Raw genomic sequence first — 22,175 nt, 5'->3', positions numbered from 1 at the left:
CTTACCTGCCCTGCTTCTTGAGCGCCGCATCCAGGCGCGGGAACACCCGCCGCGCGTTGCCCTCGTAGATCTTCTGCCGGTCCTGCGCGGTCAGGCCGGGGCTGGCCTCGATGTAGCGAAGGGTGTCGTCGTAGTAGTGCCCGGTCTCCGGGTCGATGCCGCGCACCGCGCCGATCATTTCGCTGGCGAACAGGATGTTGTCGACGGGAATGACCTGCGCCAGCAGATCGATGCCCGGCTGGTGGTAGACACAGGTGTCGAAGTACACGTTGCGCAGCAGGTGCTGGGCCAGCAGCGGCTTGCCCAGCTCCTGCGCCAGCCCGCGGTAGCGGCCCCAGTGGTACGGCGCCGCGCCGCCGCCGTGCGGGACGATCATGCGCAGCTGCGGGAAGTCGCGGAACAGGTCGCCCTGGATCAGCTGCATCACCGCGGTGGTGTCGGCATTGATGTAATGGGCGCCGGTGGTGTGGAAACAGGCGTTGCAGCTGGTGCTCACGTGCACCATGGCCGGGATGTCGTACTCGACCAGCTTCTCGTAGATCGGATACCAGGAGCGGTCGGTCAACGGCGGGGCCGTCCAGTAGCCGCCGGACGGATCCGGGTTGAGGTTCACCGCCACCGCGCCCAGTTGCTCCACGCTGCGCACCAGCTCGGGGATGCAGGTGGCCGGATCCACGCCGGGGCTCTGCGGCAGCATCGCCGCGGGGATGAAGTGCCGCGGGAACAGCTGGCTGACGCGGTGGCACATGTCGTTGCACAGCGTCGCCCAGGCCGAGGACACCTGGAAATCGCCGATGTGGTGCGCCATGAAGCTGGCGCGCGGCGAGAAGATGGTCAGGTCCGCGCCGCGTTCGCGCATCAGCCGCAGCTGGTTGGTCTCGATGCTCTCGCGGATCTCGTCATCGGAGATCTGCAGTTCCGAGGCGCGCGGCATCGCGGACGGGTTGCCGATGGCCGCCACCTGGCGCTTGCGCCAGGCTTCCAGCGCCGGCGGCGCGGTGGTGTAGTGACCGTGACAGTCGATGATCATTGCGTGTGTTCACTCCATGCTGAAGCCGGGATCATGAGTTCGCCGCGCATGATCAGCCGCGCGGTGCGCAGCAGGCCCGCGCGCACCACGTTGCCGCCACGCTCGGCGTCCAGGCCGAGTTCGACCGCGAACCGGCCGCTGGGGTGTTCCACCTCCACCTGGCGCAGGCGGCCTTCGCCGACCCGCGCCACCTCGTGGGCGATCGAGCCTTCCAGCACCGCCGCGGTGGCCACGGTGACGGCCGCGAGTACGCCGACCGCGTCATGGCACACGTGCGGGATGAAGCTGCGCGTGCTGATCGAACCGCCGGCGGTGGGCGCGGACACCAGGGTCATCTTCGGGTAGTTGCGCGCGCTCACGTCGCCCAGGCCCAGGCCTGGGGACACCGCCAGGCGCAGCGCCTCAAGACGCGCCTTCAGCGCAACGTCGGCGTTGAGCTGCTGCGGTGTTTCATGCCCGTCGATGCCGAAGTCCGCAGCGCGCACGATGACCAGCGGCATGCCGTTGTCGATGCCGGTGTACTCCACCTCGAACGGCTCCACCCCCGGGCCTTCGACCTGGATGCGATCGCGCACGTTGCCGGTGGGCAGCAGCGAGGGACAGACCGAACCGGCCACGTCCAGGAAGTCGATGCGCACCGGCGCGCCGGTGCCCGGGACGCCGTCGATGCGGGTATCGCCCTCGTAGCTGACCCGCCCGCCGGGCGTGCACACGGTGATTTCGCAGACCATGCCGGTGTTGCGGGTGAGCACGCGCAGGGTGGTGGTGTCGCCCTGCGCCGCGCACAGCCCGGTTTCGAGCGCGAACGGGACCACTGCCGCCAGCATGTTGCCGCAGTTGGGGCGTGTATCGACGGTGTCCGCATCCGGCTGCAACTGTGCGAACAGGAACTCCACGTCGATCCCGGGCGCAGTGCCGGCGCGCACGATGCCGATCTTGCTGGTCAGCGGATGGCCGCCTCCGAGGCCGTCGATCTGGCGCTGGTGCGGCGATCCCAGCGCGGCGAGCAACACCCGGTCGCGCACGCCCGTGTCTGCCGGGAGGTCCGATTCCAGGAAGAAGGGTCCGCGCGAAGTACCGCCGCGCATGATCAGGCTGGGGATGGCGCACTGCATGATGGACATTGTTTTGATCGGGGGCGGTCCCGACCACCCCGCCTGCGCACTAGCTGTTATCGAATTCGGGCATGGCCGACTTGCCCTCATGCCCGGGACGTGGGGCCGCAGGGGCCGCAGGGGCCCGCCACGTGCGCCGGGTGATCCACCAGGTCAATGCGCCGGCCACCAACAGCACCGGCACCAGTGCCAGCAGCACCTGGTTGGCGCTGCCGCCACCGCCGATCAGCATCGCCGCCAACAGCGGGCCGGCGGCCGAACCCAGGCGCCCGACCGACACGGCCGCGCCGACCCCGGTGCCACGCACCGCGGTGGGGTACATGTTCGGCGCCAGCGAGTAGAGGATGGTCTGGGTGGAGGAAACGGTGGCACCGATCGCGAAGCCGCACAGCATCGCCACCAGCGGCGCGGCCGGTGACACCGCCATGCCCACCAGCGCGGCGATGGTCGCCAGGAAGGCGACCGGCACGCCGACGTTGCGCCAGCGCCCGTCCATCACCCGGCCGGTGGCGATGCTGGCCACCGCACCGCCGATGTTGAACAGCATCTGCACCCAGGAAGCGTCCTTGACGCTCAGCCCGCGTCCCACCAGCAGCGAGGGCAGCCAGTTGAGCAGGAGGTACATGGCCAGCAGGGCGAGGAAGAACGCCGCCCACAGCGCCACCGTGGACACGCCACGGCCCTCGCCGAACAGCGCGCGGCCGACGCCGACGCGCACGCGTGTCTCCAGGCGACTTTGCTCGCGCGAATCGGGCAGGAACAGCATCAGCGGCACGACCAGCAGGATCGGTGCCAGGCCGCCAACCAGGAACACGTTCTTCCAGCTTTCCGGCTCCACGCCGAAGGTGTTGGTCAGCGCCGCCAGCGCGCCGCCGGTGGGCAGCCCCGCGTACAGGGCGCCTACCACGAAGTTGCGCCGGTTCGGCGGCGCGTTCTCGGTCACCAGCGCCAGCAGCGTGGGCAATGCGCCACCGAGGCCCACGCCAGTGAGGAAACGCGTGACCAGCAGGCTGTTGGCGTCCCAGCTGAAGGCGGTGACCGCCGACATCGTGCCGAACACCAGCACCGAAGCCACCAGCACGTTCTTGCGACCCAGGCGGTCGGACAGGCGCCCGCCGATGGCCGCGCCGATCATCAGGCCGAACGTGGCGGCGCTGAAGAACCATCCCAACTGCTCCGGCCCCAGCTCGAACACGCCCGCCAGCCGCGGCGCGACCACGCCTGCGGCCTGCAGATCGAAACCTTCGAACACGGACACCGCGCAGCACAGCGCCAACGTCAACCATGCCGTCCTGTGCGTCGCCCCGCGACCACCCTGCGTCATTCCAGTCCCCAGTTGCCTGCCGTCATCAGCCACCGCAACGTGGCGCCAGCGGTCGAGAAAGCCACAGCAGATAGTTATTGTCAATAACTTCTTTCTTCCGGCGCAGCCCCATCTTCCACCTGCGGCGCCGCGCGCCAACCGGCTTTGCGCCATGCGTCCACCACCACGCCCCGGCCGCCTTGATCACGCGGCCGCGCATCGCGATGCACCGAACTTGACTCATTGGTCACTATATGACCGAATGGTCATTAACGCCCGCCAGCCCGCGCTTCGCGCCGCTGCGGGCCACGCCGCGCCCCTGCGGCGACCGCAACGTGGGAGACGTCGATGGACAACAACCCCCTGCAGCGGGCGCGGCCCCGCCGCGCGCGCCGCGCCGCCGCAATCGCGCTGCTTGCGTGCCTGCTGCCGGCCGCCGCGGCCGGCGCCATGGACTACGACGAGGCGCTGACCCGCATCGGCAAGGTGGGCGCGGCCGACGAGATCGTGCGCTTCCACCATATCTACGGCTTCCAGCAGGACCACCTGCTGAAGTCGGCACAGGCCGGGCTTGCGCATCCGGACGGGACGTTCCTCTACAAGTACGGCGCCTGGAACGGCCTGGATGGCGCGCATCGGCTCTGGGTCGGCTACTGGGGCACCTATACCGGCTATGTGGACTGGCCCATCTACGGGGCGTTCATCGACCACAAGATGGCGCAACCGGTGATCACCGTCTCCGACGACCTTGAGCACGCCAGCGCGTATTTCCGCACCTCGTCCGACCGCTTCTTCTCGCACCGTCCACGCAACAACTTCAACAGCCTCAGCCGCGAAGGCGCCGAGCACTCGGTGTGGTACCGCACCGGCTACCGCAGGCACGAGGGCGTGTGGAAGATGAGTTTTTTCCAAGTGTGCATCGTCGCCGAAGGCGCCATCGCCACCGGCATGGCCAACCTGCCCGTGGCCGGCGTATTAGGCGCGCCGGCTGACATGCCGCAGGACTGGTGGAAAGGCCAGGAGCGGCTGGACGAGGATGCCTCGGCGCAGACCACCACGCTGTACCCGGAAAACTGGCGCGGGCCCGACCGGACCATCCCGATCGACGAGTTCGGCTGCTACTTCGCCAAGAACCAGGTGATGGTCCGCTCGGTCAGCCTGCCGTTCAACTTCCCCAACCCGGTCACCGGCAAGGAGGTGGTGTGGAAGAACCATTGATCCGGAGCGGCCTGTCCGGCGGGCGCCTTGAACATGCCCGCCGCCGCACCTGTCCAGGAGCAGTTGCATGTTCGCCCTGAATGCGTGGTACGTGGCCTGCACCCCGGACGAGATCGAAGACAAGCCACTGGGCCGCCGCATCTGCGGGCTGGCCATGTGCCTGTATCGCGACGGCCAGGGCCAGGCGGCGGCGGTGGAGGACTTCTGCCCGCATCGCGGCGCGGCGCTGTCGCTGGGTTCGGTGTGCGAGGGCCATCTGGTGTGTGGCTACCACGGTCTGGTGATGGGCCGCGACGGCTGCACCGTGTCGATGCCCGGCCAGCGCGTAGGTGGCTTCCCGCGCATCCGCAGCTATCCGGTGATCGAACGCTACGGCTTCGTCTGGGTGTGGCCGGGCGACCCGGCGCACGCCAGCGTCGACGCACTGCCCCACTTCGAATGGGCCGAGAGCCCGGAGTGGGCGTACGGCGGCGGCCTGTACCACGTGCAGGCCGACTACCGGCTGATGGTCGACAACCTCATGGACCTCACCCACGAGACCTACGTCCACGCCACCAGCATCGGCCAGAAGGAGATCGACGAGGCCCCGGTGTCCACCCGCATGGTTGGCCCGGAAGTGGTGACCAGCCGCTTCATGGAGAACATCACCGCGCCACCCTTCTGGCGCATGGCGCTGCGCGGCAACGGGCTGCCGGACGACCACTTGGTGGACCGCTGGCAGATCTGCCGCTTCACCCCGCCCAGCCACATCATGATCGAGGTCGGCGTGGCGCTGGCCGGCCACGGCGGCCATGCCGCGCCGGATGCGGTCAAGGCCGCCAGCGTCGTTGTCGACTTCCTCACTCCGGAGACGGAGACCAGCCACTGGTATTTCTGGGGCATGGCGCGTCGCTTCCAGGTGCACGACGACGCGCTCACCGCCAGCATCCGCGAGGGCCAGGGACACATCTTCGCCGAGGACATGGAGATGCTGCAGTCGCAGCAGCGCAACCTGCTCGCGCACCCGGGACGGGAGTTGCTCAAGCTCAACATCGACGCAGGCGGCGTACAGGCCCGGCGCATGATCGAGCGCATGATCGCCGCCGAGGGCCCCGGTACCGTGTCGTGACCGCGACCCTGCAGGCGCGCGTGCTGGGCCGCGCGCCCGAGGCCGAGGACGTGGTCTCGCTGCGCCTGGCCGCGACGGGCGGCGAGGCGCTGCCGGCGTTCGAGCCCGGTGCGCACGTGGACCTTCACCTGGGCCCGGGCCTGGTGCGCCAGTACTCGCTGTGCAACCTTGCGGGCGAACCCTGGTACGAACTGGGCGTGCTGCTGGATGCGCAATCGCGCGGCGGCTCACGCGCGGCGCACGAGCTGCGCGAAGGCGACGTGTTGCGCATCGGCGTACCGCGCAATTCGTTTCCGCTGGCTGCCGCCGCGAGCCACCATCTGCTGCTTGCCGGCGGAATCGGCATCACCCCACTGCTGGGCATGGCCGCCGCACTGCACCGCGATGGCCGGCACTTCAGCCTCCACGCCTGCGCGCGCAGCGCCGCCCGGCTGCCGTTCCGGGACCGGCTGCGCGACGGCCCATGGGCCTCGCGGGTGCAGATCCACATCGATGGCGATGGCGGGCCCGGCCACTGCCTGGACGATATCGTCGGGCGGGCGCCGCCGGACACCCACGTCTACGTCTGCGGGCCGACCGGCTTCATCGAGGCCGCGCGCCGCGCCAGTGCCGCCGCGGGCCTGGGCGAGGACCGGCTCCACTCCGAGTCGTTTTCCCCGACTGCGGGCGCCGACGCTGCGGACCTGCCGTTCGAGGTTGAACTCAACGGCGGTCGCGTGCTGCAGGTGGCCGCCGGGCAGACCGTGGCGCAGTGCCTGGAGGCGCATGGCGTGTTCGTGCCGCTGTCGTGCGAGCAGGGCATCTGTGGCACCTGCGTCACACCGTTGCGCGGCGGTATTCCCGATCACCGCGACAGCTATCTCACCCCGGACGAACGCGCCTCCAACGCGCTGTTCACCCCCTGCTGTTCGCGCGCGCTGTCGCCGCGGCTGGTCCTGGATCTGGACGGTTGACCAGCGCCACGAGCAATGCGGCAATGCCTCTGTCGCCGCCTGTGCAAGGAGAAAGCGGATGGATCTGCGCCAGATCACGTATTTCGTCCAAGTAGCCGAGCTGGGCAGCTTCACCCGTGCCTCGCTGGTGCTGGACGTGGCGCAGCCAGCGCTCAGCCGCCAGGTGCGGCTGCTGGAGGTCGAACTCGGCCAACCGCTGCTGTTGCGCACCGGCCGCGGGGTGACGCCCACCGAGGCCGGGCGCCTGCTGCTGGAGCGCGGCCGCGGCCTGCTGCACCAGGTCGACAACCTGCGCGACGAACTGGCGCGGCTGGGCGAAGGCACCCGCGGGCGGGTCGCGCTGGGCATGCCGCCGACGCTGTCCAAGGTGCTGACGGTGCCGCTGGTACGCGCAGCCGCGCGCCACCTGCCGGGGGTCACGCTATCGATCAGCGAGGGCCTCAGCTCCGCCACCCTCGAAGCGCTCGGCAGCGGCTCTCTGGACGTGGCCCTGGTCTACGAACCGGTGTCCTGGCCTGGCATCGCCAGCGAGCCGGTGTACGAGGAAGCGCTGCTGCTGGTGTCGCGCGCCAGCGCCGGTGCGCAACCCGACCCGATTGCGCTGAGCGAGGTGGCCAGGCGGCCGCTGGTGATTCCACGCCGGCCCAACACCCTGCGCATGCTGGTCGAGAGCGCACTCGCCCGGCACGGGCTGGCGCCGACCATCGCGATCGAGGTCGACGGCGTCGATGCCATCCTCGGGCTGGTGGCCGACGGCGTGGGCCATGCGTTGCTCAGCGCCAACGCGGTACGTACCGCCGCCGAGCCCGGGCGCTTCCTGGCCCGCCCCATCGTCTCGCCGACGCTGAGCGCGCGCATCCTGCTTGCCACCAGCGCGCAGCGGCCGACCACCCAGGCGCAGCAATCGATGATCACGCTGTTGCGCTCGGGCCTGCCGGCGGCGCTGGATCCGGCGCGCGACGATCGCGACGGTGCGCCGACCTTCTGGCTGTGACGCCGCTGAAGATTCGCCCTGGAAGGGCTTCAGTGGCGAACAGCGAAGGCACGCCACATCCGCGCCCCCGTACCGGACGCAGCCACCACTGCAATTGTCCCGCGCCTGCCTAGTCCAGCTCGGGAAACGGCAGGCCCACGTAGTTCTCGGCGATGGTCCTGCGGCCCGCCTCGCTGCCCAGCAGGTAGGACAGTTCGGCCTCGCGGATGCGGCCGTCGAATGTCGGCGTGTCGGGGAAGTCGTGCAGCAGGCTGGTCATCCACCACGAGAACCGCTGCGACTTCCAGATCCGGTCCAGGCACAGCGGCGAGTAGCGCGCGATGACCGCCGGGTCTCCGGCGCACAGCGCGCGTTCGAGCACCTTCCAGGCCGCGAACACGTCCGAGGCGGCCAGGTTCAGGCCCTTGGCGCCGGTGGGCGGCACGATGTGCGCCGCATCGCCCACCAGCAGCATGCGGCCGTACTGCATCGGCTCGACCACGAAACTGCGCAGCGGAGCGATGCTTTTCTCCAGCGAGGCGCCGGTGACCAGGCGCGCGGCGTGCGCCGGCGGCAGGCGGCGGCGAAGCTCGTCCCAGAAGCGTTGGTCCGACCAGTCCTCGACCTTTTCGGTGAGCGGCACCTGCAGGTAGTAGCGGCTGCGGCTGCGGCTGCGCATGCTCGACAGCGAAAACCCGCGCGCATGGCGTGCGTAGATCAGCTCCTCGTCGACCGGCGGCGTATCGGCCAGCAGGCCCAGCCAGCCGAACGGATACACGCGTTCGTGTTCCGTGATGACCCCGGCCGGGATGCTGCGACGGCTGATGCCGTGGAAGCCGTCGCAGCCGGTGATGTAATCGCACTCGATGCGCTGCTGGCGGCCTTCATGGGTGAAGCTCACCGCCGGGCGGGCGCCATCGATGTCGTGCAGCGCCACGTCCGCGACGCCGTAGTGGATCACCCCGCCCTGTGCCTGGCGCAACTCCATCAGGTCGCGGGTGAGTTCGGTCTGGCCGTAGACCATGACCTGCCTGCCGGTGAGGCCCTTGAGGTCGATGTGGTGCAGCTCGCCGTCCACGCCGATGTGAAAGCCCTCGTGCGGGATGCCTTCGCGATCCATGCGCTCACCGGCGCCGGCCAGGCGCAGCAGGTCGACGGTGCCCTGCTCCAGCACGCCGGCGCGGATGCGCCCCAGCACGTAGTCGGGGGTCTTCCGCTCCAGCACCACCACCTCGACCCCCGAATGCGCCAACAGCTGCGACAGCAGCAGCCCCGAGGGGCCGGCGCCGATCACCACGACCTGGGTCTTCATCTGAACTCCAACGGATCCGGCGCACGTCGCGCCCTGACCGATTCTTGGCGGGCGCGCGACGATGCGGAATGCACGCAGGCGCACATTTGCAGGGACTTTCCGCGCAGCAAGGCCGGACATCCTGGAGCACGGGGCGGGCGTGGCGGGCCGGAACGCCGCCACGATTGTAGTTATACTACATAACGTCTTTCCCGGGCCAACCACGGAGGACCCGAGTGGCCGATGCCAGCCCCCGCACCTGCGACGGCACGTCGATCCCGCTGTTCCCGCTGTATGGCGATAGCGCGCCATGGCCGCTGCCGGACCTGCTGCATTGCGAAACCATTGCTGCGCGCAGCCGCGTGCACGGCTGGGTCATCGCGCCGCACCGGCATTCGGGACTGGCGCAGTTGCTGTGGCTGACGGGCGGACAGGTACGCATCCAGCTGGACGGGCAACAGCACAGGGCGCAGGGTCCGGTGCTGCAGTACGTGCCGCCGCTGTGCGTGCACGGCTTCGTCTTCAGCGACGACGTGCAGGGTCACGTGGTCACGCTCGCCGCACCGCTGCTGGCGCGCCTGGGCGACGAACTGGGTGCAGGCGACCGGCTGCGACATCCCATGCGCATGGTCGCGGGCGAAACGGACGCGACATTGGCCACTGCATTCGCGCAGCTGCACCGCGAATACCTGCATGAGGCCCCGGCCCGCGAGCCGATGATGCATGCCCTGTGTCTGCAGATCCTGGTGCGCATGCTGCGCCACCAGTCCAGCGATGCGCGCCTGCCGTCCGGCCCGCGACCGGTACGCGAGCGGCAGCTGGACCGCTTCCGCGCACTGGTGGAACAGCACTACCGCAAGCACCTGCCGCTTGCGTACTTCGCCCGGCACCTGGGCACCAGCACCGCCAGCCTCAATCGCACCTGCCGCGACCTGGCCGGTGACAGCGCACAGTCGCTGCTGCACCAGCGGCTGGTGCTGGAGGCCAGCCGCCACCTGGCCTATACCGACAAGCCGGTGCAGGTGATCGCCGACGAACTTGGCTTCAGCGATCCGGCCTATTTCAGCCGCTTCTTCAGCCGTGCCATGGGATGTTCCCCACGCGACTACCGGCACCGGAGCGGTGCCCGGACGTCGGCACCGTCCTGAACCCTGGCCTCCACGCCGGGCCATGATCCGTCGGCATACGCAGCGCGCTCCGCGCGGCATCGGCGCAAGCGGTTGCCACGCTCGGCGCGCACTGCACATTCGCGCGCCACTCCCGCGACGCGCTCAGGGGGGGGATCTCAACCCTGCCCGATCCGGCCCGGTCGACGGCGGCTCAGCGCGTCTGCCGGCTGACGGCGTGGATCGCGGCGCGATAGGCGCCGCGGCCCCAGATCATCAGGGCGATGGTGATCAGCAACGAGGCGCCGGCCACGATCGCCAGCGAATAGCCCACCTTGGCAGGATCCTGGAACACCCGGTCGGTGAAGAAGGCGACCATGAACGGACCGCAGATGCCCGACACGATGTTGTTGAGCAGCAGAAAGCTGACCATGGCCTTGCCGCGCAGTTGGCTGGGCATCAGCTGCATCAGCGGGATCGCGCCGATGACATAGCCACTGGTGCCAACCGTCGTGAGCACCAGCAAGATCGAGGCGACGCCGGCATCGGCCACCCAGGGCAGCGCCAGGGTGGGCAGCACGCCCAGACAGGCCGCACCCAGCGACCATCGCAGCGCGCCATCGACCATGCCACGACGCACGGCGAAGTCCACGAACCAGCCGCTGGCCAGCGTCATCAGCACATTGGTCACCAGCGTCGCCTTGCCCAGCCATGCGCCCACGTCGGAAGGACTCATCCCGTGCTGGCGGATCAGGAACGTGGGCCCCCAGGCCAGGACGCTCTGGAAGGCCATCGAGTAGATCGCATAGCCCAGGATCACGCACAGCGTGGCGCGCCGGTATTCGCGGCAGAAATGCCACAGCTGGCGGTAGGACGACTCTGCGTCCTTGCCTTCGCTGGTGACCAGCACGCGCTGTCGCACCGGTTCTTTGAGGGTGAGCAGGCACAGCGGCGCGAGCACGATGCCCGGTAGGCCCACGCATGCCAGCACGAATTGCCAGGGGCGCAGCTGGCCCAGCACAGGCACGTCGACGTACTGCGCAGACCCCACCTGCGCCAGCAACGCGCCACCGATCAGCAGGGCAGCCGCACTGCCGATGGACGAACCCAGCGCGACCATCGCGATGGCCTTGCCCAGATGGCGGCCGTAGAACAGGTCGGTGATCAGCGACTTGGTGGCCGGCTGCAGCGCCGCCTCGCCGGCACCGACCACCGAGCGGCACACGAACAGGAACGCAAAGCTGCGCGACAGGCTGCTGACGGTGGTGGCAAGGCTCCACACCAGCAGCCCGCTGGCGAGGATCACCACGCGCGATCCGCGGTCCACCCGGGCGCCGATGGGCAACCCGGCAATGGCATAGAAGAAGGAGAAGGCCAGCCCCGTCAGGAGGCTGAATTGGATGTCGGTGATGGCCAGATCGCTTTTGATAGGATCCACCAGCAGCGACAGGATCTGGCGGTCCAGCACGGCGATCGACGAAATCAGCATGCAGATCGCGACCGCATACCAGGCGGCGAACGGGATGCGCGGGGCGCCTGCATCGGACGTCGCGCTAGGGGCAGTGGAGCCACTCATCGTTGTGCTCACGCTGAATTGTATACTTGAGCACAAGAATGCATTCGCCCGCAAGCATGCGCAAGTGTGTGCGGGTATACACCCTGTGCGACATCAGTAGAATGGGCGGCTGCCGTGGCCGCCGGCCCGGCGGGGACTTCCTGCATACAGAGACAACCTCGAGGGGACGCATGTTGGCAGCCAACGCTCGCCTGGCCCTGGTTCGCGCGCATTTCGATCGTGAAACGGAAGGCCCGTTGCGTGAGCGCGTCTATCGCGCGCTGCGCGCCGCAATCCTGACGCGCGATCTCATCGGCGGCGACCGGATCACCGAAGTGGAGCTGGCGAGCGCGCTGGACATCAGCCGCACGCCGCTGCGCGAGGCCTTCCGCCTGCTGCAGTCCGGCGGGCTGGTGTCGATCTCCGACCGCCGGGGCATCATCGTGCGCGGGCTGGGGCCGCAGGATTTCCAGGAGATCTACGAGATTCGCGCGCCGCTGGAAGCCATCGTCGCCCGGCGCGCCGCGCTCAACCCGGATCCGGCATTCCGGCGCCAGTTGCGCGACAACATCGAGTTGTGCGAATTCCTGCTCGAACGCGAGCGCTGGCAGGAACTGCGCGACGAGTTCATCAAGTTCCACGCAATCCTGCAGGAATCCAGCGGCAATACCCGGCTGGCGGACCTGCTGGGCGAACTGCTGGAATATTCGATTTCGTCCAACCGGGGCGAGGGGCCGGACCCTGCCCATGCGCCTTCGACCCTGGCCGACCATCGCCGGATCTGGAAGGCGATCGAGGACGGCGATGCCGACGCCGCCGCAACCCACGCGCTGGCGCATGTCCATCACGAAAGCGACGCGGTCCTCGTCGCCCCCGCGAAAGCCAGCGCCCGTACGAAGACAAAAGCCAGGAAGTAACGGCCACATCCCGGCGGCACGCGGCCGCCGGACCCATCCGGCCGCACATCGCGCGCGGCCTGCACGCTTGCTCGCAGCACGCTGCACGCCGTCCGGTTCGCATCGCGGTGCACGGGTCTCCAACCTGTTGACCGGTCGCCGCCTGGCGACGGCATCGCTGCCGCCCCGCGGCCGGACCAATGGCGCGCCGCAAGGACCGCTGGCGCCACCGGCATGGGCGGGTGGCCGGGGAATTGCATCCATGACTCATTGTATGCAAGTATTCACTTGCCCGGTGAGTCGTGACGACGGGCCGCGTCCACTGGTTTTCGCCAAGGACTTCCATGCCTGCCCAATTCCCCGATGTGGCCGCTCCAGGCCCAGCACCTGACGCCAGCACAGCGCGCAGCCAGCTGCGCGACCTCTACTCGCGCCTGGACGTCGCGGCTGCGCAGGCTCACTCCAGCGGGCTGCCGGTGGTGGGCGTGCTGGGCAATACGGTGCCGGTCGAACTGATTCGCGCCGCCGGCGGCTTCCCGCTCACGCTGACCGGGCGCGCGGGTCCCACGCCCGAAGGTGACCGCTGGATGGAGCCGTTCTTCGAGCCGGAAGTGCGCGCGGTGTTCGACGGGCTGCTGACCGGGCGCTTCGGGCCGCTGGCCCTGTGCGTGATCCCGCGCACCTCCGACCAGTACTTCAAACTGTTCCTGTACCTAACCGAAGTGCAGCGCATCGGCCACGGCGCGCAGGTGCCGCCGCTGCACCTGTACGACCTCCTGCACACCCGCACCCAGCGCAGTCGCAGCTACGGCATCGAGCGCACGCGCGAACTGCTGGCGCGACTGGCGCAGTGCGCCGGACGCCCGATCACCGACGACGACCTGGGGCAAGCCATTGTCGAATCCAACCGTCGCCACGTCGCCCGCGGCGCGCTGCTGGCGCGGCGCGGGAATTCCCCGGCGCTCGAGTCGGGCACCGATGCGCTGATGCTGCTGGGCGCGGGTCGTTTCATGCTGCCCGACCACTACAGCGCGCGCCTGCTCGACGCGCTCGCCGACGGCGGCCGGGAATGCCCTGGCCCGCGCCTGCTGGTCCGGGGCTTCCCGCTCAATCACACGGGGCTGCACGCGGCGGTGGAAGCGGCCGGCGGCGTGGTCGTGGCCGAGGATGATCCCTGGGGTTCGCGCAGCACCGGCCATCCGATCGACCAGGACGGCGATGCGCTGCTTGCCATCTTCGACAAGTACTTCCGCGACGAACCCAGCGCGCGGGTACATCCCGACAGCCTGCGCCGCCAGTGGTACACACAGCGCCTGGCCACCGGCGACATCGACGGCGTGATCGTCTATGCGCCCGACTTCGATGACCTGGCCGGCTGGGACGTCCCGGGCGACCTGGCCGTGGCCCGTGAACTGGGCGTGCCGGCCACTGTGCTCAGGGGCGACGCGGAGCGGATCACCGACAAGGGCAGCAGCCAGATCGCAGTATTCGTCCAGGGATTAGGCCATGACTGAGCCAGCCAAGCCGATCGACAAGCAGCTCGACGCCAGCCGCGCGGCGGCCGCGCACCAGAAGCAGTGGTTCGCGCAGCTCAGGCAGGACGTGTTCGAGGACGGCGCGCCCTACGTGATCGCCAACGTCGATACGCCCGCCGACGTGTTCCAGTCGATGGACGTGCCGGTGGTGCCCAACCAGTGGTGGTCGGCGGTCGTCGCCTCGCGCGGCATGGCCGACTTCTACTTCGACGGCCTCAAGGCGCTGGGCTACGAGGGCAAGCTGTGCCGCTACTGTTCCACCGGCCTGGCGTCCACCCTGGTCGACGCCGGCGACCGTGCGCCATGGGGCGGCCTGCCGCGCCCGGCGATGCTGGTCACGCGCCTGGCCTGCGACTGCATGCAGCGGGTGTTCTCGCTGTGGGCCAAGGCCTTCGACGCGCCCCTGTTCCTGTTCGATTCCACCGGCGCCAGCGACTTCCAGCTGCGCTGGTGGAGCGACTGCCGCGCCAACTGGGAGTCCTTCCACCAGACCCACCGGCTCGACCACATGACCGCCCAGTTGCACGACATGATCGCGCTGGGCGAGGAAGCCACGGGCCGCGCGTTCGACACCGGCCGCCTGCGCAGCGTGCTGGAGCTGACCAACGCGCAGCAGGAGTACTACGACCAGATCCGCACCCTGGTGGCCACCGCGCCGCAAAGCCCGATCCGGATCATGGAAGCGCAGGGCACATCGATGCTGGCGCAGTGGCATCGCGGCACCGCATGGGCGGTGGATCATGCCCGCGCCTTCCGCGATGAAGTGGCCGATCGGGTGCAGCGTGGCATTGCCGCCTGCCCGGACGAGCGGCTGCGCCTGATGTGGGTGGGTGCCGGCCTCTGGCACAAGGGCGGCTTCTACCAGCGCTGGGAACAATCGCACGGCGCGGTCTTCACCTGGGCCGAGTACCCGGCCTTCGGCGCCGATGCCTACCTGCGCTACGGGCTGGAGGATCCGGTCCGGGCGCTGGCCTCGCGCTATGTCGCGATCCGCGAATGGCTGCACGACCCGCCCTGGGCCGGCGCCTGGTACGCGGAGGAGGCGCGCCGCAACCGCATTCACGGCGCCGTGGTGCTGGTGCCGACCAACTCGCGCCCCTCTTCCACCGGCTCGCTGTTCATCGCCCACGCACTCGAAAGCGCAGGCATTCCGACGCTGATGCTGTGGGCGGACATGGTGGATCCCGCGAGCTGGGACGACCGCAGCATCGACGCGCAGATGCTGGATTTCCTCGAGCGCCGCGTGGCGCCCAAGGCCCGATGAGTCATCCCCTTCCCACCGCCGGCGCTGCTCTGCGCGACGGCCCACATGACCAGGATCGATCCATGACCCACTCCCTCGTCGACCCCTTCGCCCAGGGCCCGCTGGCAGGCGTGATCGTCATCGACATCTCGCAAATGCTCGCCGCGCCCTATGCCGCGATGCTGCTCGCCGATTTCGGCGCCACCGTCATCAAGGTCGAGCCTCCGCACGGAGACGCCTCCCGCCGCGCCGGCTACAACGTGGAGGGCACCTCGGTGTGGTGGCGCCACCTGGGCCGCAACAAGCACGCCGTCACCGCCAACCTCAAGGATCCACGCGGTCAGGCGCTGGTCCGGCGCCTGGTCGACCAGGCCGACGTGCTGGTCGACAACATGCGGCCTGGCAAGCTTGAGAAGGTCGGCCTGTGCCCGAAGGAACTGCACACCACCAACCCGGGCCTGGTGGTGCTGCGCGTCTCCGGCTGGGGTCAGGACGGTCCGTATCGCGACCTCCCGGCATTCGGTTCCCAGGCAGAAGCGCTGAGCGGCCTCGCCTATTCCAACGGCGAACCGGGCGGCAAGCCCATCCTTCCCGGCGTGCCGCTGGCCGACGCCGCTGCCGGGCAGATGGGGGCGTTCTCGGTGCTGATGGCCCTCTACCAGCGCGACCGGGATCCGGAACGCCGCGGCCAGGTGCTGGACGTGACCCTGATGGAGTCCATCTTCGGCATGCTCGGGCCCTGGGGCACGGCCTACCATGAACTCGGACACATCCCCCAGCCGCTGGGCGGACGCTCCCCGGCCGCCGTGCCGCGCAACGTGTACCTGGCCGCGGACGGAACCTGGGTCTCGATCTCCTGCGCCACCGACGAGATCGCGTTCCGCGCGTTCCGTGCAATCGGTCGCGAGGACATGACCACCGATCCGCGCTATGCCTCGCACGCCAGCCGGACCGGACAGATCAACGAGATCGACGCCCTTGTCGGCGAATGGATCGCTCGCCACGACAGCCGCGACGCCGTGCGCATCTTCAACGAACACGGGGTTCCGGTCGCGCCGATCTACAACATCAAGGATGTGGTCGAGGATCCGCATATGCAGGCCCGCGGCCTGATGACCGAAGCGATCGCGGAGGATCTGGGGCGCAACATCAGGATCCAGGCCGCCGCTCCCCGACTGAGCCGCACTCCCGGCGAAGTGCGCTGGACCGGGCGTGGCATCGGCGCCGACAACGAGGCCCTGTACTGCGGGCGCCTGGGGCTCTCCGCGCAGGAGTTGGAGCTGCTCAAGGAGGAAGGCGCGGTCTGAGCATCTATATTGACCGGGCAGTCACTTGCCGGTCGGATTGATGTATGCAAGTATCCATAGCAACATTCCTCATCGCATGAACCGGCTACCGGCCCGCGACGGCGGACCCGGTTGGCACCTGGCTCACCGGAGCACGGAACCGATGTCGCACCAAGCGCGGAACGGAAGTCATCGCCCCGGCCTGACCGTGATCGGGCTGCTGGCCCTGTGCCTCGTGCACGGCGGATGTGCGGCGCCGCCGCAGGCATCCGATGCGCCGACGGACGTGGCGCAGTGGCGCGCACCGGGCCAAGCCTGGCACCTGGCCGAGGACACCCGCTGGACCAACCCGGCCGGCGCCCACGAGATGTATCTGCAGGGCGGCGGTATCGACGCTGGCCAGCATCCGTTCTTCGTCCCCGGTCCCGGTAACGGCCGTGCCTGTGTGACCTGCCATCAGCCCACCGACGCGATGAGCCTGTCGGCGGACAGTGCGCGTGCGCGCTGGGAAGCCACCCGCGGTACCGATCCCCTGTTCGCCGTATTCGACGGCGCCAACTGCCCTTCGGCCAGTCCGGGCCAGCGCGCGTCGCACAGCCTGCTGCTGGAGCGCGGTCTGTTCCGCACCCCCATGCCGTGGCCACCGCGCGCGCGCGACGGTCGCCAGATCGAGCCCGAGTTCGACATCGAGGTGGTGCACGATCCCGCCGGCTGCAACCTGGACCCCATCTACGGCCTGCATTCGCCGACACCGACCGTTTCGGTGTTCCGCCGCCCGCGGGTGGCGGCCAACTTGCGCTACATCACCCGCCCGGGTTCGCCGATCAACCTCAAGAACGGCCATGCCATGGACACCGACCCGGACACCGGCCTCCCGGTCACCATGAACCTGATGGCGGACGCGCGGCATCCGACGGTGAAGCTGCAGGCCATCGACGCATCGCTGACCCACCACCAGAGCCCGCACGCGCCCGCCGGGGAGGCCCTGGAACAGATCCTGGACTTCCTGGCCCGGGTCCATGTCGCGCAGGCTGAGGACCATGTCGCCGGCGACCTCACCGCCGGTGGCAGCTCGCCCATTTTCGGCGCCCGCGCCATGGCCGACGCCCAGGTCGGCGTGCTGGGCGACAACCTCGACCGCCCGGTGTTCGGTCCGCTGGAGCAGTGGGGCGACGACGCGCATCGCGCCTCCGTGGCGCGCGGACACGAACTCTTCATGCTGCGCCCGTTCTGGATCCGGGACGTGACCTATCTCAACAGCATCGGCTTGGGCAATCCGGTCAAGCGCACCTGCACGACCTGCCACAACCACACCATGACCGGGATGGACCTGGCGCCGGGCTGGATGGACATCGGCGTGGCCAACCAGCCCTGGGCCGATCCCAACGACGATCTGCCGCTGTTCCGCCTGACCTGCCGCGCCGACGCCAATCCGCACCCCTACCTGGGTCGCAGCGTGCTGACCAGCGACCCCGGGCGCGCCCTGGTGACCGGTCGCTGCGTGGACATCGGTTCGATCAACATCCAGCAGATGCGAGGACTGGCCGCACGCGCGCCGTACTTTTCCAACGGCTCGGCGCGCACCGTCGAGGACGTGGTGCGCTTTTATGACCGGCGCTTCGAGATCGGCCTGAGCGAAGCCGATGTCGAGGACATGGCCAACTTCCTGCGCACCCTGTGAGGTCCCGGCCATGACGCGCACGCTCCCCTCGATTGCACTTGCCGCACTGCTGCTTGCCGGTGCGGCCCCGGCCGCGCAGCCGGGGCCCGGAGAGCACCTGGCCTTCGTCGCCTGCCCCATCGTGCGCGACACCGCGCATCCATGCTGGCTGGCCGAGTACCAGGGCGAGCTGTACTACCTCGGCCCGCAGGGCGGCTCCTCCTCGCCCTTCATCGCCCCCCAGCTGCGCCACCGCGCACTGGTGGAAGGTCGCCTGACCGATGCGCCGCGCATCTGCGGCGGACGCGTGCTGGAGGACGTCACCGCCTCGGTGCTGCCCGAGGTGGATGATCGCTGCAACACCATCCTGCCCGCCGACGACCACCCCGATCCTCCGACCGTCGAGCGAGGCCCGGCACCGACCCACCGCGACAACACGCGCCTGCGTCGGCGTCCTCCGATCGAGGATCTGCCGCAGCCATTCGTCGAACGCGATTACCAGGTCCAGTTCACCTTCGACGTGGAGGAAGCCTTCATCGGCAATCCGTCCCACACCGGCGTGCGCCCGATCCAGGCCGCCGCACGCCATGCGCTGGCGTTGGGCGATGCTGCGCGCGTGCGCATCACCGGGCACCGCGCGCGGGTGCGCCTGAGCGACGGCAGCGACCTGTTCGAACGTGCCGACATCGCCCAGCGGCGCGCGCGCTACCTGGTCCAAACCCTGCACGGGCTCGGTGTTCCCGCACAACTCATCGAGGTCCTCCCGTCCGCGCCCGTGGTGGGCGACCGGCCGACCGATCGTCGGGCGGTCATCCAGGTATCACCCGCCAGCCCATAGGCGGGCGGCGTACCCGGCCCGGACAGCTGCGCCGCCGCTGCGTTGTCGCGCGGACGCGCATACCCCGCGCGTACCGACGCCATTCCATCCAGGGCTGCACCGGCGCCGTATCCGGCCGGTCCGGTCCGGTCCGGTCCCCATCAAGGAGCTTGCACGCATGACTGCCCCCCACCCCTCCTGGCTGCTTGTCGTGGCCGCTGGCCTGGCCGCGACCGCCTTTGCGGGCCAGGGCGGTCCCGCGCTGGCCGCAACGCCGACGGCCACGCCGACGCAGGCCGATGACGCAACGCCGCGACGGGTGTCCGCGCCTGGTCGCTACCAGGGCTATTCCGAGCCGGTGTTTGACGGCTCCGAGCGCAGCTCGTTCCATATCCAGGTGCGTGATGGAACCCGCTTGGCGGTGGACCTGTTCCGTCCCACCCGCGACGGCCGCGCGAGTGCCGAGCCCCTGCCCGTGATCTGGATGCACACGCCGTACAACCGCCGCAACTACCGCCGGGGGCCGACCATCGACCATTACACCGGCTACGCCGCGCAGCTGCTGCCCTACGGCTACAACGTCGCGGTGGTCGACTACCGCGGCGTCAACGCCTCGTTCGGCCAGAATCACGCACGCACCCGCGGGCAGTGGCTTGAGCATGCGCGCTGGGACGCCTACGACGTCACCGAATGGCTCGCGCGCCAGCCATGGAGCACTGGCCGCATCGGCATGTGGGGCTGTTCGGCCACCGGCACGAGCCAACTGCAGGCCGCGACCACCCGGCCGCCTTCGCTCAAGGCCATCATGCCGCTCAGCATCGAGTTCGACTCGATGCCGCTGGGCGGAATCGTCGACCCGGTGCAGTTGCCGCAGCCGGGGCAGACGCCCGACCTGGACGTGAATCCGGCGCCGGTGGACGGCGCCAACGGCGACGCGCTGCTGGCTCAGGCCCTGAGCGAGCACCGCCACAACATCCTCTCGGTTGGCGACGTGCCGTTCCGCGACAGCGTATCGCCCACCCTGGGCGTGCAATGGTGGCTGCAGGGCAGCCCGGTGTCCTACCTGGACGCCCTGCGCGCATCAGGCATCGGCATCTACGTCAGCAACGCCTGGGAAGAGGCCGGCGCCCGACGCGGCGGCTTCGACCTGTTCAACAACGTCCCCAACGTCAAGGCCATCGCCACCTTCGGTGCCCACTGCCGCTGGGATGATGTGAAGCAGGCATCGGGCTTCGACATCGTCGTCGAGGAACTGCGGTTCTTCGACCACTGGCTCAAGGGCATCGACAACGGGGTGATGGACGAGCCCGGCTTCACCTACTACACCTATCACGCCCCCGGCGATGGCTGGCGCCAGTCCCGCAGCTGGCCACCGGCCGGCAGCGTGAATACCGCCTTCCACGTCGGCAGCGGCAGCCTGCAGCCGGACTTCGGAACGCCCGGCGAAGATGTCGTGCTGACCGGGCCGCGGCCGAGCACCAACTCGGTCACCACACAGGTGCATCCGGCCAACGCCGGCATCAGCTATCTCGGCCCGCAGCTGGAAGGCGACGTCGAGCTGAGCGGGCACCCGGTGATGCGCCTGTGGCTGGCCACCGAACTCGAAGACGTCGACGTGCTTGCGCGACTCGACGACATCGCCCCGGACGGGACCGTGGCCAGCGCATCGCACTACATGCTCGGGCAGCTGCGCGCCACGCACCGCGCCCTTGCACAGGCGCCATACGACACCGGCAGCCGTCCATACCAATCGCACCGCAGCGGCGACGTGCTGCAGGTCGAGCCCGGCCAACCGATGGAACTGGTGTTCGAGCTGCTGCCGATGTCCTACGTGTTCCGCGCCGGGCACCGCATGCGCATGAACCTGAGCTTTGCCCGGCCCCACTCCCATCCGCAGGAGCCTGGCACGGTGCGGATACTGCGTACCGCGCAACATCCCTCGGTCGTCCTGCTGCCGGTCGTCGGCGTCGAGTAGGCACGGCGACTCTCCGGAGCCAGGTGCGCCGGCGCCGCTCGATCATGCGCCGGCAGCCGCCTGCCATCCTCGCCGCGCCGCCACGGCAGCGCGGTCTCCGCCAACCGCCGGCTACTGTTCCTTCATCGCGTCTTCGATCGATGCGATCAGGCATTCCTGGGCCACGGCCAACACCCGGTCAACGCCCTGCACACCGATCACGAACGGGTGCGGCGCATCGCTGCGCCTTGTCGCAAGCCGGGGCAGCCGCACACTGGTCAGATCATTGGCCGGATGGTTGCTGAGGAACACGTCCGCACGCGCATCGAGCCCGATCGTGCGCATCTTCAGCGTGGACTGCAGGAATTCCTCCATCCGCGCCAGCCCCCCCATCGCACCGGATCCGCCGCGATAGAAGGCGACATGCTCCGCTTCCCCATCCCTGAGCGGGAAGGTGGCCGACAGGGTGCCTGGCGTATGGCCCGGGGTCAGGTGGAAGCTGATGGTGGTGTCTCCCAGGCTCAGGGTCTGCCCATCGTCCAGGAACAGCACCCGCTCCGGCTTCCGCGCCGCGGCGAGCTCGGGCGGCACGACCAGTTCCTGCATGTGCTGGTAGTCGAGCTTCGACATGTAGATGTCCGCGCCCGAGAGTTCCTGGAGATACGGAGCACCGCCATAGTGGTCGGCGTGGCCATGCATGATGACGATCTTCCTAATCTGCAGGGGATCCAGGCCCTGTGACCTGAGGCCCCGGACGATGTACCGCTCGGCTTCATCGTCGCTCGCCAGCGGATCGAAGATGACGATCCCGTCGCTGGTCAGCAGCGCCCACGCGTTCCACTTGTTCGGGTTGGTCCCGAAACCGAGGAAAACCAGATTGTCGAATATCCGCGAGTCGGCGTATTCCACCGGGCTCGGCGGCGGGGTGTACTTGCGCCGGTAACAGAACTTCATCGCCGACTCGGCGAACTCGTTCCCGGCGATCCGCATCGCGATGGCGCGATGGGGATTGTCCTCCGCCCGTGCGTGGAGCGCAGCGGAGGCAAGCAGCACCATCGCACCGCAACCCAGGACCGCACGGCGCCAATCGATTGCATCCAACCAGGCCATCACCCTCTCCTCTTCACGACTG

At 69.1% G+C, this 22,175-nt stretch carries 18 protein-coding genes; 12 read left to right on the top strand and 6 right to left on the bottom strand.

What is annotated here, in order from left to right:
- Position 1 precedes the first annotated feature (1 nt).
- Genes ACW5DW_RS08835 through mhpT form a run of 3 tightly spaced genes read right to left on the bottom strand, consistent with a single transcriptional unit; the run spans position 2 to position 3,469 of the window.
- Entirely contained in the window at positions 2-1,030 is a 1,029-nt protein-coding gene (locus ACW5DW_RS08835; protein ID WP_457018468.1) for an amidohydrolase family protein, read from the bottom strand.
- Positions 1,027-2,145, bottom strand: coding sequence for a 4-oxalomesaconate tautomerase (locus ACW5DW_RS08830; protein ID WP_457018850.1), 1,119 nt, complete (start codon positions 2,143-2,145; stop codon positions 1,027-1,029). Before ACW5DW_RS08830 ends, ACW5DW_RS08835 begins: the two co-directional genes overlap by 4 nt.
- A 49-nt stretch (positions 2,146-2,194) precedes the next feature.
- Complete coding sequence (mhpT, locus tag ACW5DW_RS08825) at positions 2,195-3,469, bottom strand: 3-(3-hydroxy-phenyl)propionate transporter MhpT (RefSeq protein WP_457018467.1); 1,275 nt, start codon at positions 3,467-3,469, stop codon at positions 2,195-2,197.
- Between the two features lie 327 nt (positions 3,470-3,796).
- On the opposite strand from mhpT, the gene ACW5DW_RS08820 reads away from it, so the two are divergent.
- The 4 genes from ACW5DW_RS08820 to ACW5DW_RS08805 all read left to right on the top strand — a co-directional run bounded on the left by ACW5DW_RS08820 (position 3,797) and on the right by ACW5DW_RS08805 (position 7,721).
- Entirely contained in the window at positions 3,797-4,666 is an 870-nt protein-coding gene (locus ACW5DW_RS08820) for a hypothetical protein (RefSeq protein WP_457018466.1), read from the top strand.
- Between the two features lie 67 nt (positions 4,667-4,733).
- The gene (locus ACW5DW_RS08815; RefSeq protein ID WP_457018465.1) at positions 4,734-5,774 is read left to right on the top strand and encodes an aromatic ring-hydroxylating dioxygenase subunit alpha; all 1,041 of its coding nucleotides are present in this window, start codon (positions 4,734-4,736) and stop codon (positions 5,772-5,774) included.
- Positions 5,771-6,727, top strand: a complete 957-nt coding sequence (locus tag ACW5DW_RS08810; RefSeq protein ID WP_457018464.1) for a PDR/VanB family oxidoreductase — start codon at positions 5,771-5,773, stop codon at positions 6,725-6,727. The genes ACW5DW_RS08815 and ACW5DW_RS08810 overlap by 4 nt, the downstream gene beginning before the upstream one ends.
- Positions 6,728-6,785: 58 nt before the next feature.
- Complete coding sequence (locus ACW5DW_RS08805; RefSeq protein ID WP_457018463.1) at positions 6,786-7,721, top strand: LysR family transcriptional regulator; 936 nt, start codon at positions 6,786-6,788, stop codon at positions 7,719-7,721.
- A 109-nt stretch (positions 7,722-7,830) separates the two neighbouring features.
- Here the strand turns inward: ACW5DW_RS08805 and pobA are convergent, their stop codons facing one another.
- Entirely contained in the window at positions 7,831-9,012 is a 1,182-nt protein-coding gene (pobA, locus tag ACW5DW_RS08800) for a 4-hydroxybenzoate 3-monooxygenase (RefSeq protein ID WP_457018462.1), read from the bottom strand.
- Positions 9,013-9,227: 215 nt separating this feature from the next.
- Between pobA and ACW5DW_RS08795 the strand changes: the two genes are divergently transcribed.
- Entirely contained in the window at positions 9,228-10,139 is a 912-nt protein-coding gene (locus ACW5DW_RS08795) for a helix-turn-helix domain-containing protein (protein WP_457018461.1), read from the top strand.
- A gap of 172 nt (positions 10,140-10,311) precedes the next feature.
- On the opposite strand, the gene ACW5DW_RS08790 is transcribed toward ACW5DW_RS08795, so the two are convergent.
- Positions 10,312-11,673 (bottom strand): MFS transporter, encoded by a 1,362-nt coding sequence (locus ACW5DW_RS08790; RefSeq protein WP_457018460.1) that lies wholly within the window; start codon positions 11,671-11,673, stop codon positions 10,312-10,314.
- Positions 11,674-11,846: 173 nt separating this feature from the next.
- Here ACW5DW_RS08790 and ACW5DW_RS08785 point away from each other — a divergent pair, with 173 nt between their 5' ends.
- From ACW5DW_RS08785 to ACW5DW_RS08755, 7 genes are all read left to right on the top strand, one after another.
- Positions 11,847-12,569, top strand: a complete 723-nt coding sequence (locus tag ACW5DW_RS08785) for a GntR family transcriptional regulator (protein ID WP_457018459.1) — start codon at positions 11,847-11,849, stop codon at positions 12,567-12,569.
- 323 nt (positions 12,570-12,892) lie between these two features.
- On the top strand, positions 12,893-14,062 hold the full coding sequence (locus ACW5DW_RS08780; protein ID WP_457018458.1) for a 2-hydroxyacyl-CoA dehydratase: 1,170 nt from the start codon (positions 12,893-12,895) through the stop codon (positions 14,060-14,062).
- A complete protein-coding gene (locus ACW5DW_RS08775; RefSeq protein WP_457018457.1) occupies positions 14,055-15,347 on the top strand; it encodes a 2-hydroxyacyl-CoA dehydratase in 1,293 nt (430 codons plus the stop codon). The genes ACW5DW_RS08780 and ACW5DW_RS08775 overlap by 8 nt, the downstream gene beginning before the upstream one ends.
- Before the next feature lie 62 nt (positions 15,348-15,409).
- Positions 15,410-16,633: a CaiB/BaiF CoA transferase family protein gene (locus tag ACW5DW_RS08770; protein WP_457018456.1), complete on the top strand. Its 1,224-nt coding sequence runs from the start codon at positions 15,410-15,412 to the stop codon at positions 16,631-16,633.
- A 142-nt stretch (positions 16,634-16,775) separates the two neighbouring features.
- Positions 16,776-18,293: a hypothetical protein gene (locus ACW5DW_RS08765; protein ID WP_457018455.1), complete on the top strand. Its 1,518-nt coding sequence runs from the start codon at positions 16,776-16,778 to the stop codon at positions 18,291-18,293.
- Between the two features lie 10 nt (positions 18,294-18,303).
- Entirely contained in the window at positions 18,304-19,110 is an 807-nt protein-coding gene (locus ACW5DW_RS08760) for a hypothetical protein (RefSeq protein WP_457018454.1), read from the top strand.
- Between the two features lie 157 nt (positions 19,111-19,267).
- The gene (locus tag ACW5DW_RS08755; protein WP_457018453.1) at positions 19,268-21,064 is read left to right on the top strand and encodes a CocE/NonD family hydrolase; all 1,797 of its coding nucleotides are present in this window, start codon (positions 19,268-19,270) and stop codon (positions 21,062-21,064) included.
- Between the two features lie 111 nt (positions 21,065-21,175).
- Here ACW5DW_RS08755 and ACW5DW_RS08750 read toward each other — a convergent pair whose 3' ends face one another.
- Positions 21,176-22,153 carry an MBL fold metallo-hydrolase gene (locus ACW5DW_RS08750; protein ID WP_457018452.1) on the bottom strand — a complete coding sequence of 326 codons (978 nt, stop codon included), beginning with the start codon at positions 22,151-22,153 and terminating at the stop codon, positions 21,176-21,178.
- Positions 22,154-22,175 lie beyond the last annotated feature (22 nt).

Source organism: Luteimonas sp. A482, assembly GCF_054072655.1.
This window is presented reverse-complemented; position numbering and strand designations above follow the sequence as displayed.

Bases quoted from the DNA above. Each gene is read 5' to 3' on its own strand.
- ACW5DW_RS08835 (WP_457018468.1), bottom strand. From the start codon at position 1,030: ATGATCATCGACTGTCACGGTCACTACACCACCGCGCCGCCGGCGCTG.
- ACW5DW_RS08830 (WP_457018850.1), bottom strand. From the start codon at position 2,145: ATGCAGTGCGCCATCCCCAGCCTGATCATGCGCGGCGGTACTTCGCGC.
- mhpT (WP_457018467.1), bottom strand. From the start codon at position 3,469: ATGACGCAGGGTGGTCGCGGGGCGACGCACAGGACGGCATGGTTGACG.
- ACW5DW_RS08820 (WP_457018466.1), top strand. From the start codon at position 3,797: ATGGACAACAACCCCCTGCAGCGGGCGCGGCCCCGCCGCGCGCGCCGC.
- ACW5DW_RS08815 (WP_457018465.1), top strand. From the start codon at position 4,734: ATGTTCGCCCTGAATGCGTGGTACGTGGCCTGCACCCCGGACGAGATC.
- ACW5DW_RS08805 (WP_457018463.1), top strand. From the start codon at position 6,786: ATGGATCTGCGCCAGATCACGTATTTCGTCCAAGTAGCCGAGCTGGGC.
- pobA (WP_457018462.1), bottom strand. From the start codon at position 9,012: ATGAAGACCCAGGTCGTGGTGATCGGCGCCGGCCCCTCGGGGCTGCTG.
- ACW5DW_RS08790 (WP_457018460.1), bottom strand. From the start codon at position 11,673: ATGAGTGGCTCCACTGCCCCTAGCGCGACGTCCGATGCAGGCGCCCCG.
- ACW5DW_RS08780 (WP_457018458.1), top strand. From the start codon at position 12,893: ATGCCTGCCCAATTCCCCGATGTGGCCGCTCCAGGCCCAGCACCTGAC.
- ACW5DW_RS08775 (WP_457018457.1), top strand. From the start codon at position 14,055: ATGACTGAGCCAGCCAAGCCGATCGACAAGCAGCTCGACGCCAGCCGC.
- ACW5DW_RS08770 (WP_457018456.1), top strand. From the start codon at position 15,410: ATGACCCACTCCCTCGTCGACCCCTTCGCCCAGGGCCCGCTGGCAGGC.
- ACW5DW_RS08765 (WP_457018455.1), top strand. From the start codon at position 16,776: ATGTCGCACCAAGCGCGGAACGGAAGTCATCGCCCCGGCCTGACCGTG.
- ACW5DW_RS08760 (WP_457018454.1), top strand. From the start codon at position 18,304: ATGACGCGCACGCTCCCCTCGATTGCACTTGCCGCACTGCTGCTTGCC.
- ACW5DW_RS08755 (WP_457018453.1), top strand. From the start codon at position 19,268: ATGACTGCCCCCCACCCCTCCTGGCTGCTTGTCGTGGCCGCTGGCCTG.
- ACW5DW_RS08750 (WP_457018452.1), bottom strand. From the start codon at position 22,153: ATGGCCTGGTTGGATGCAATCGATTGGCGCCGTGCGGTCCTGGGTTGC.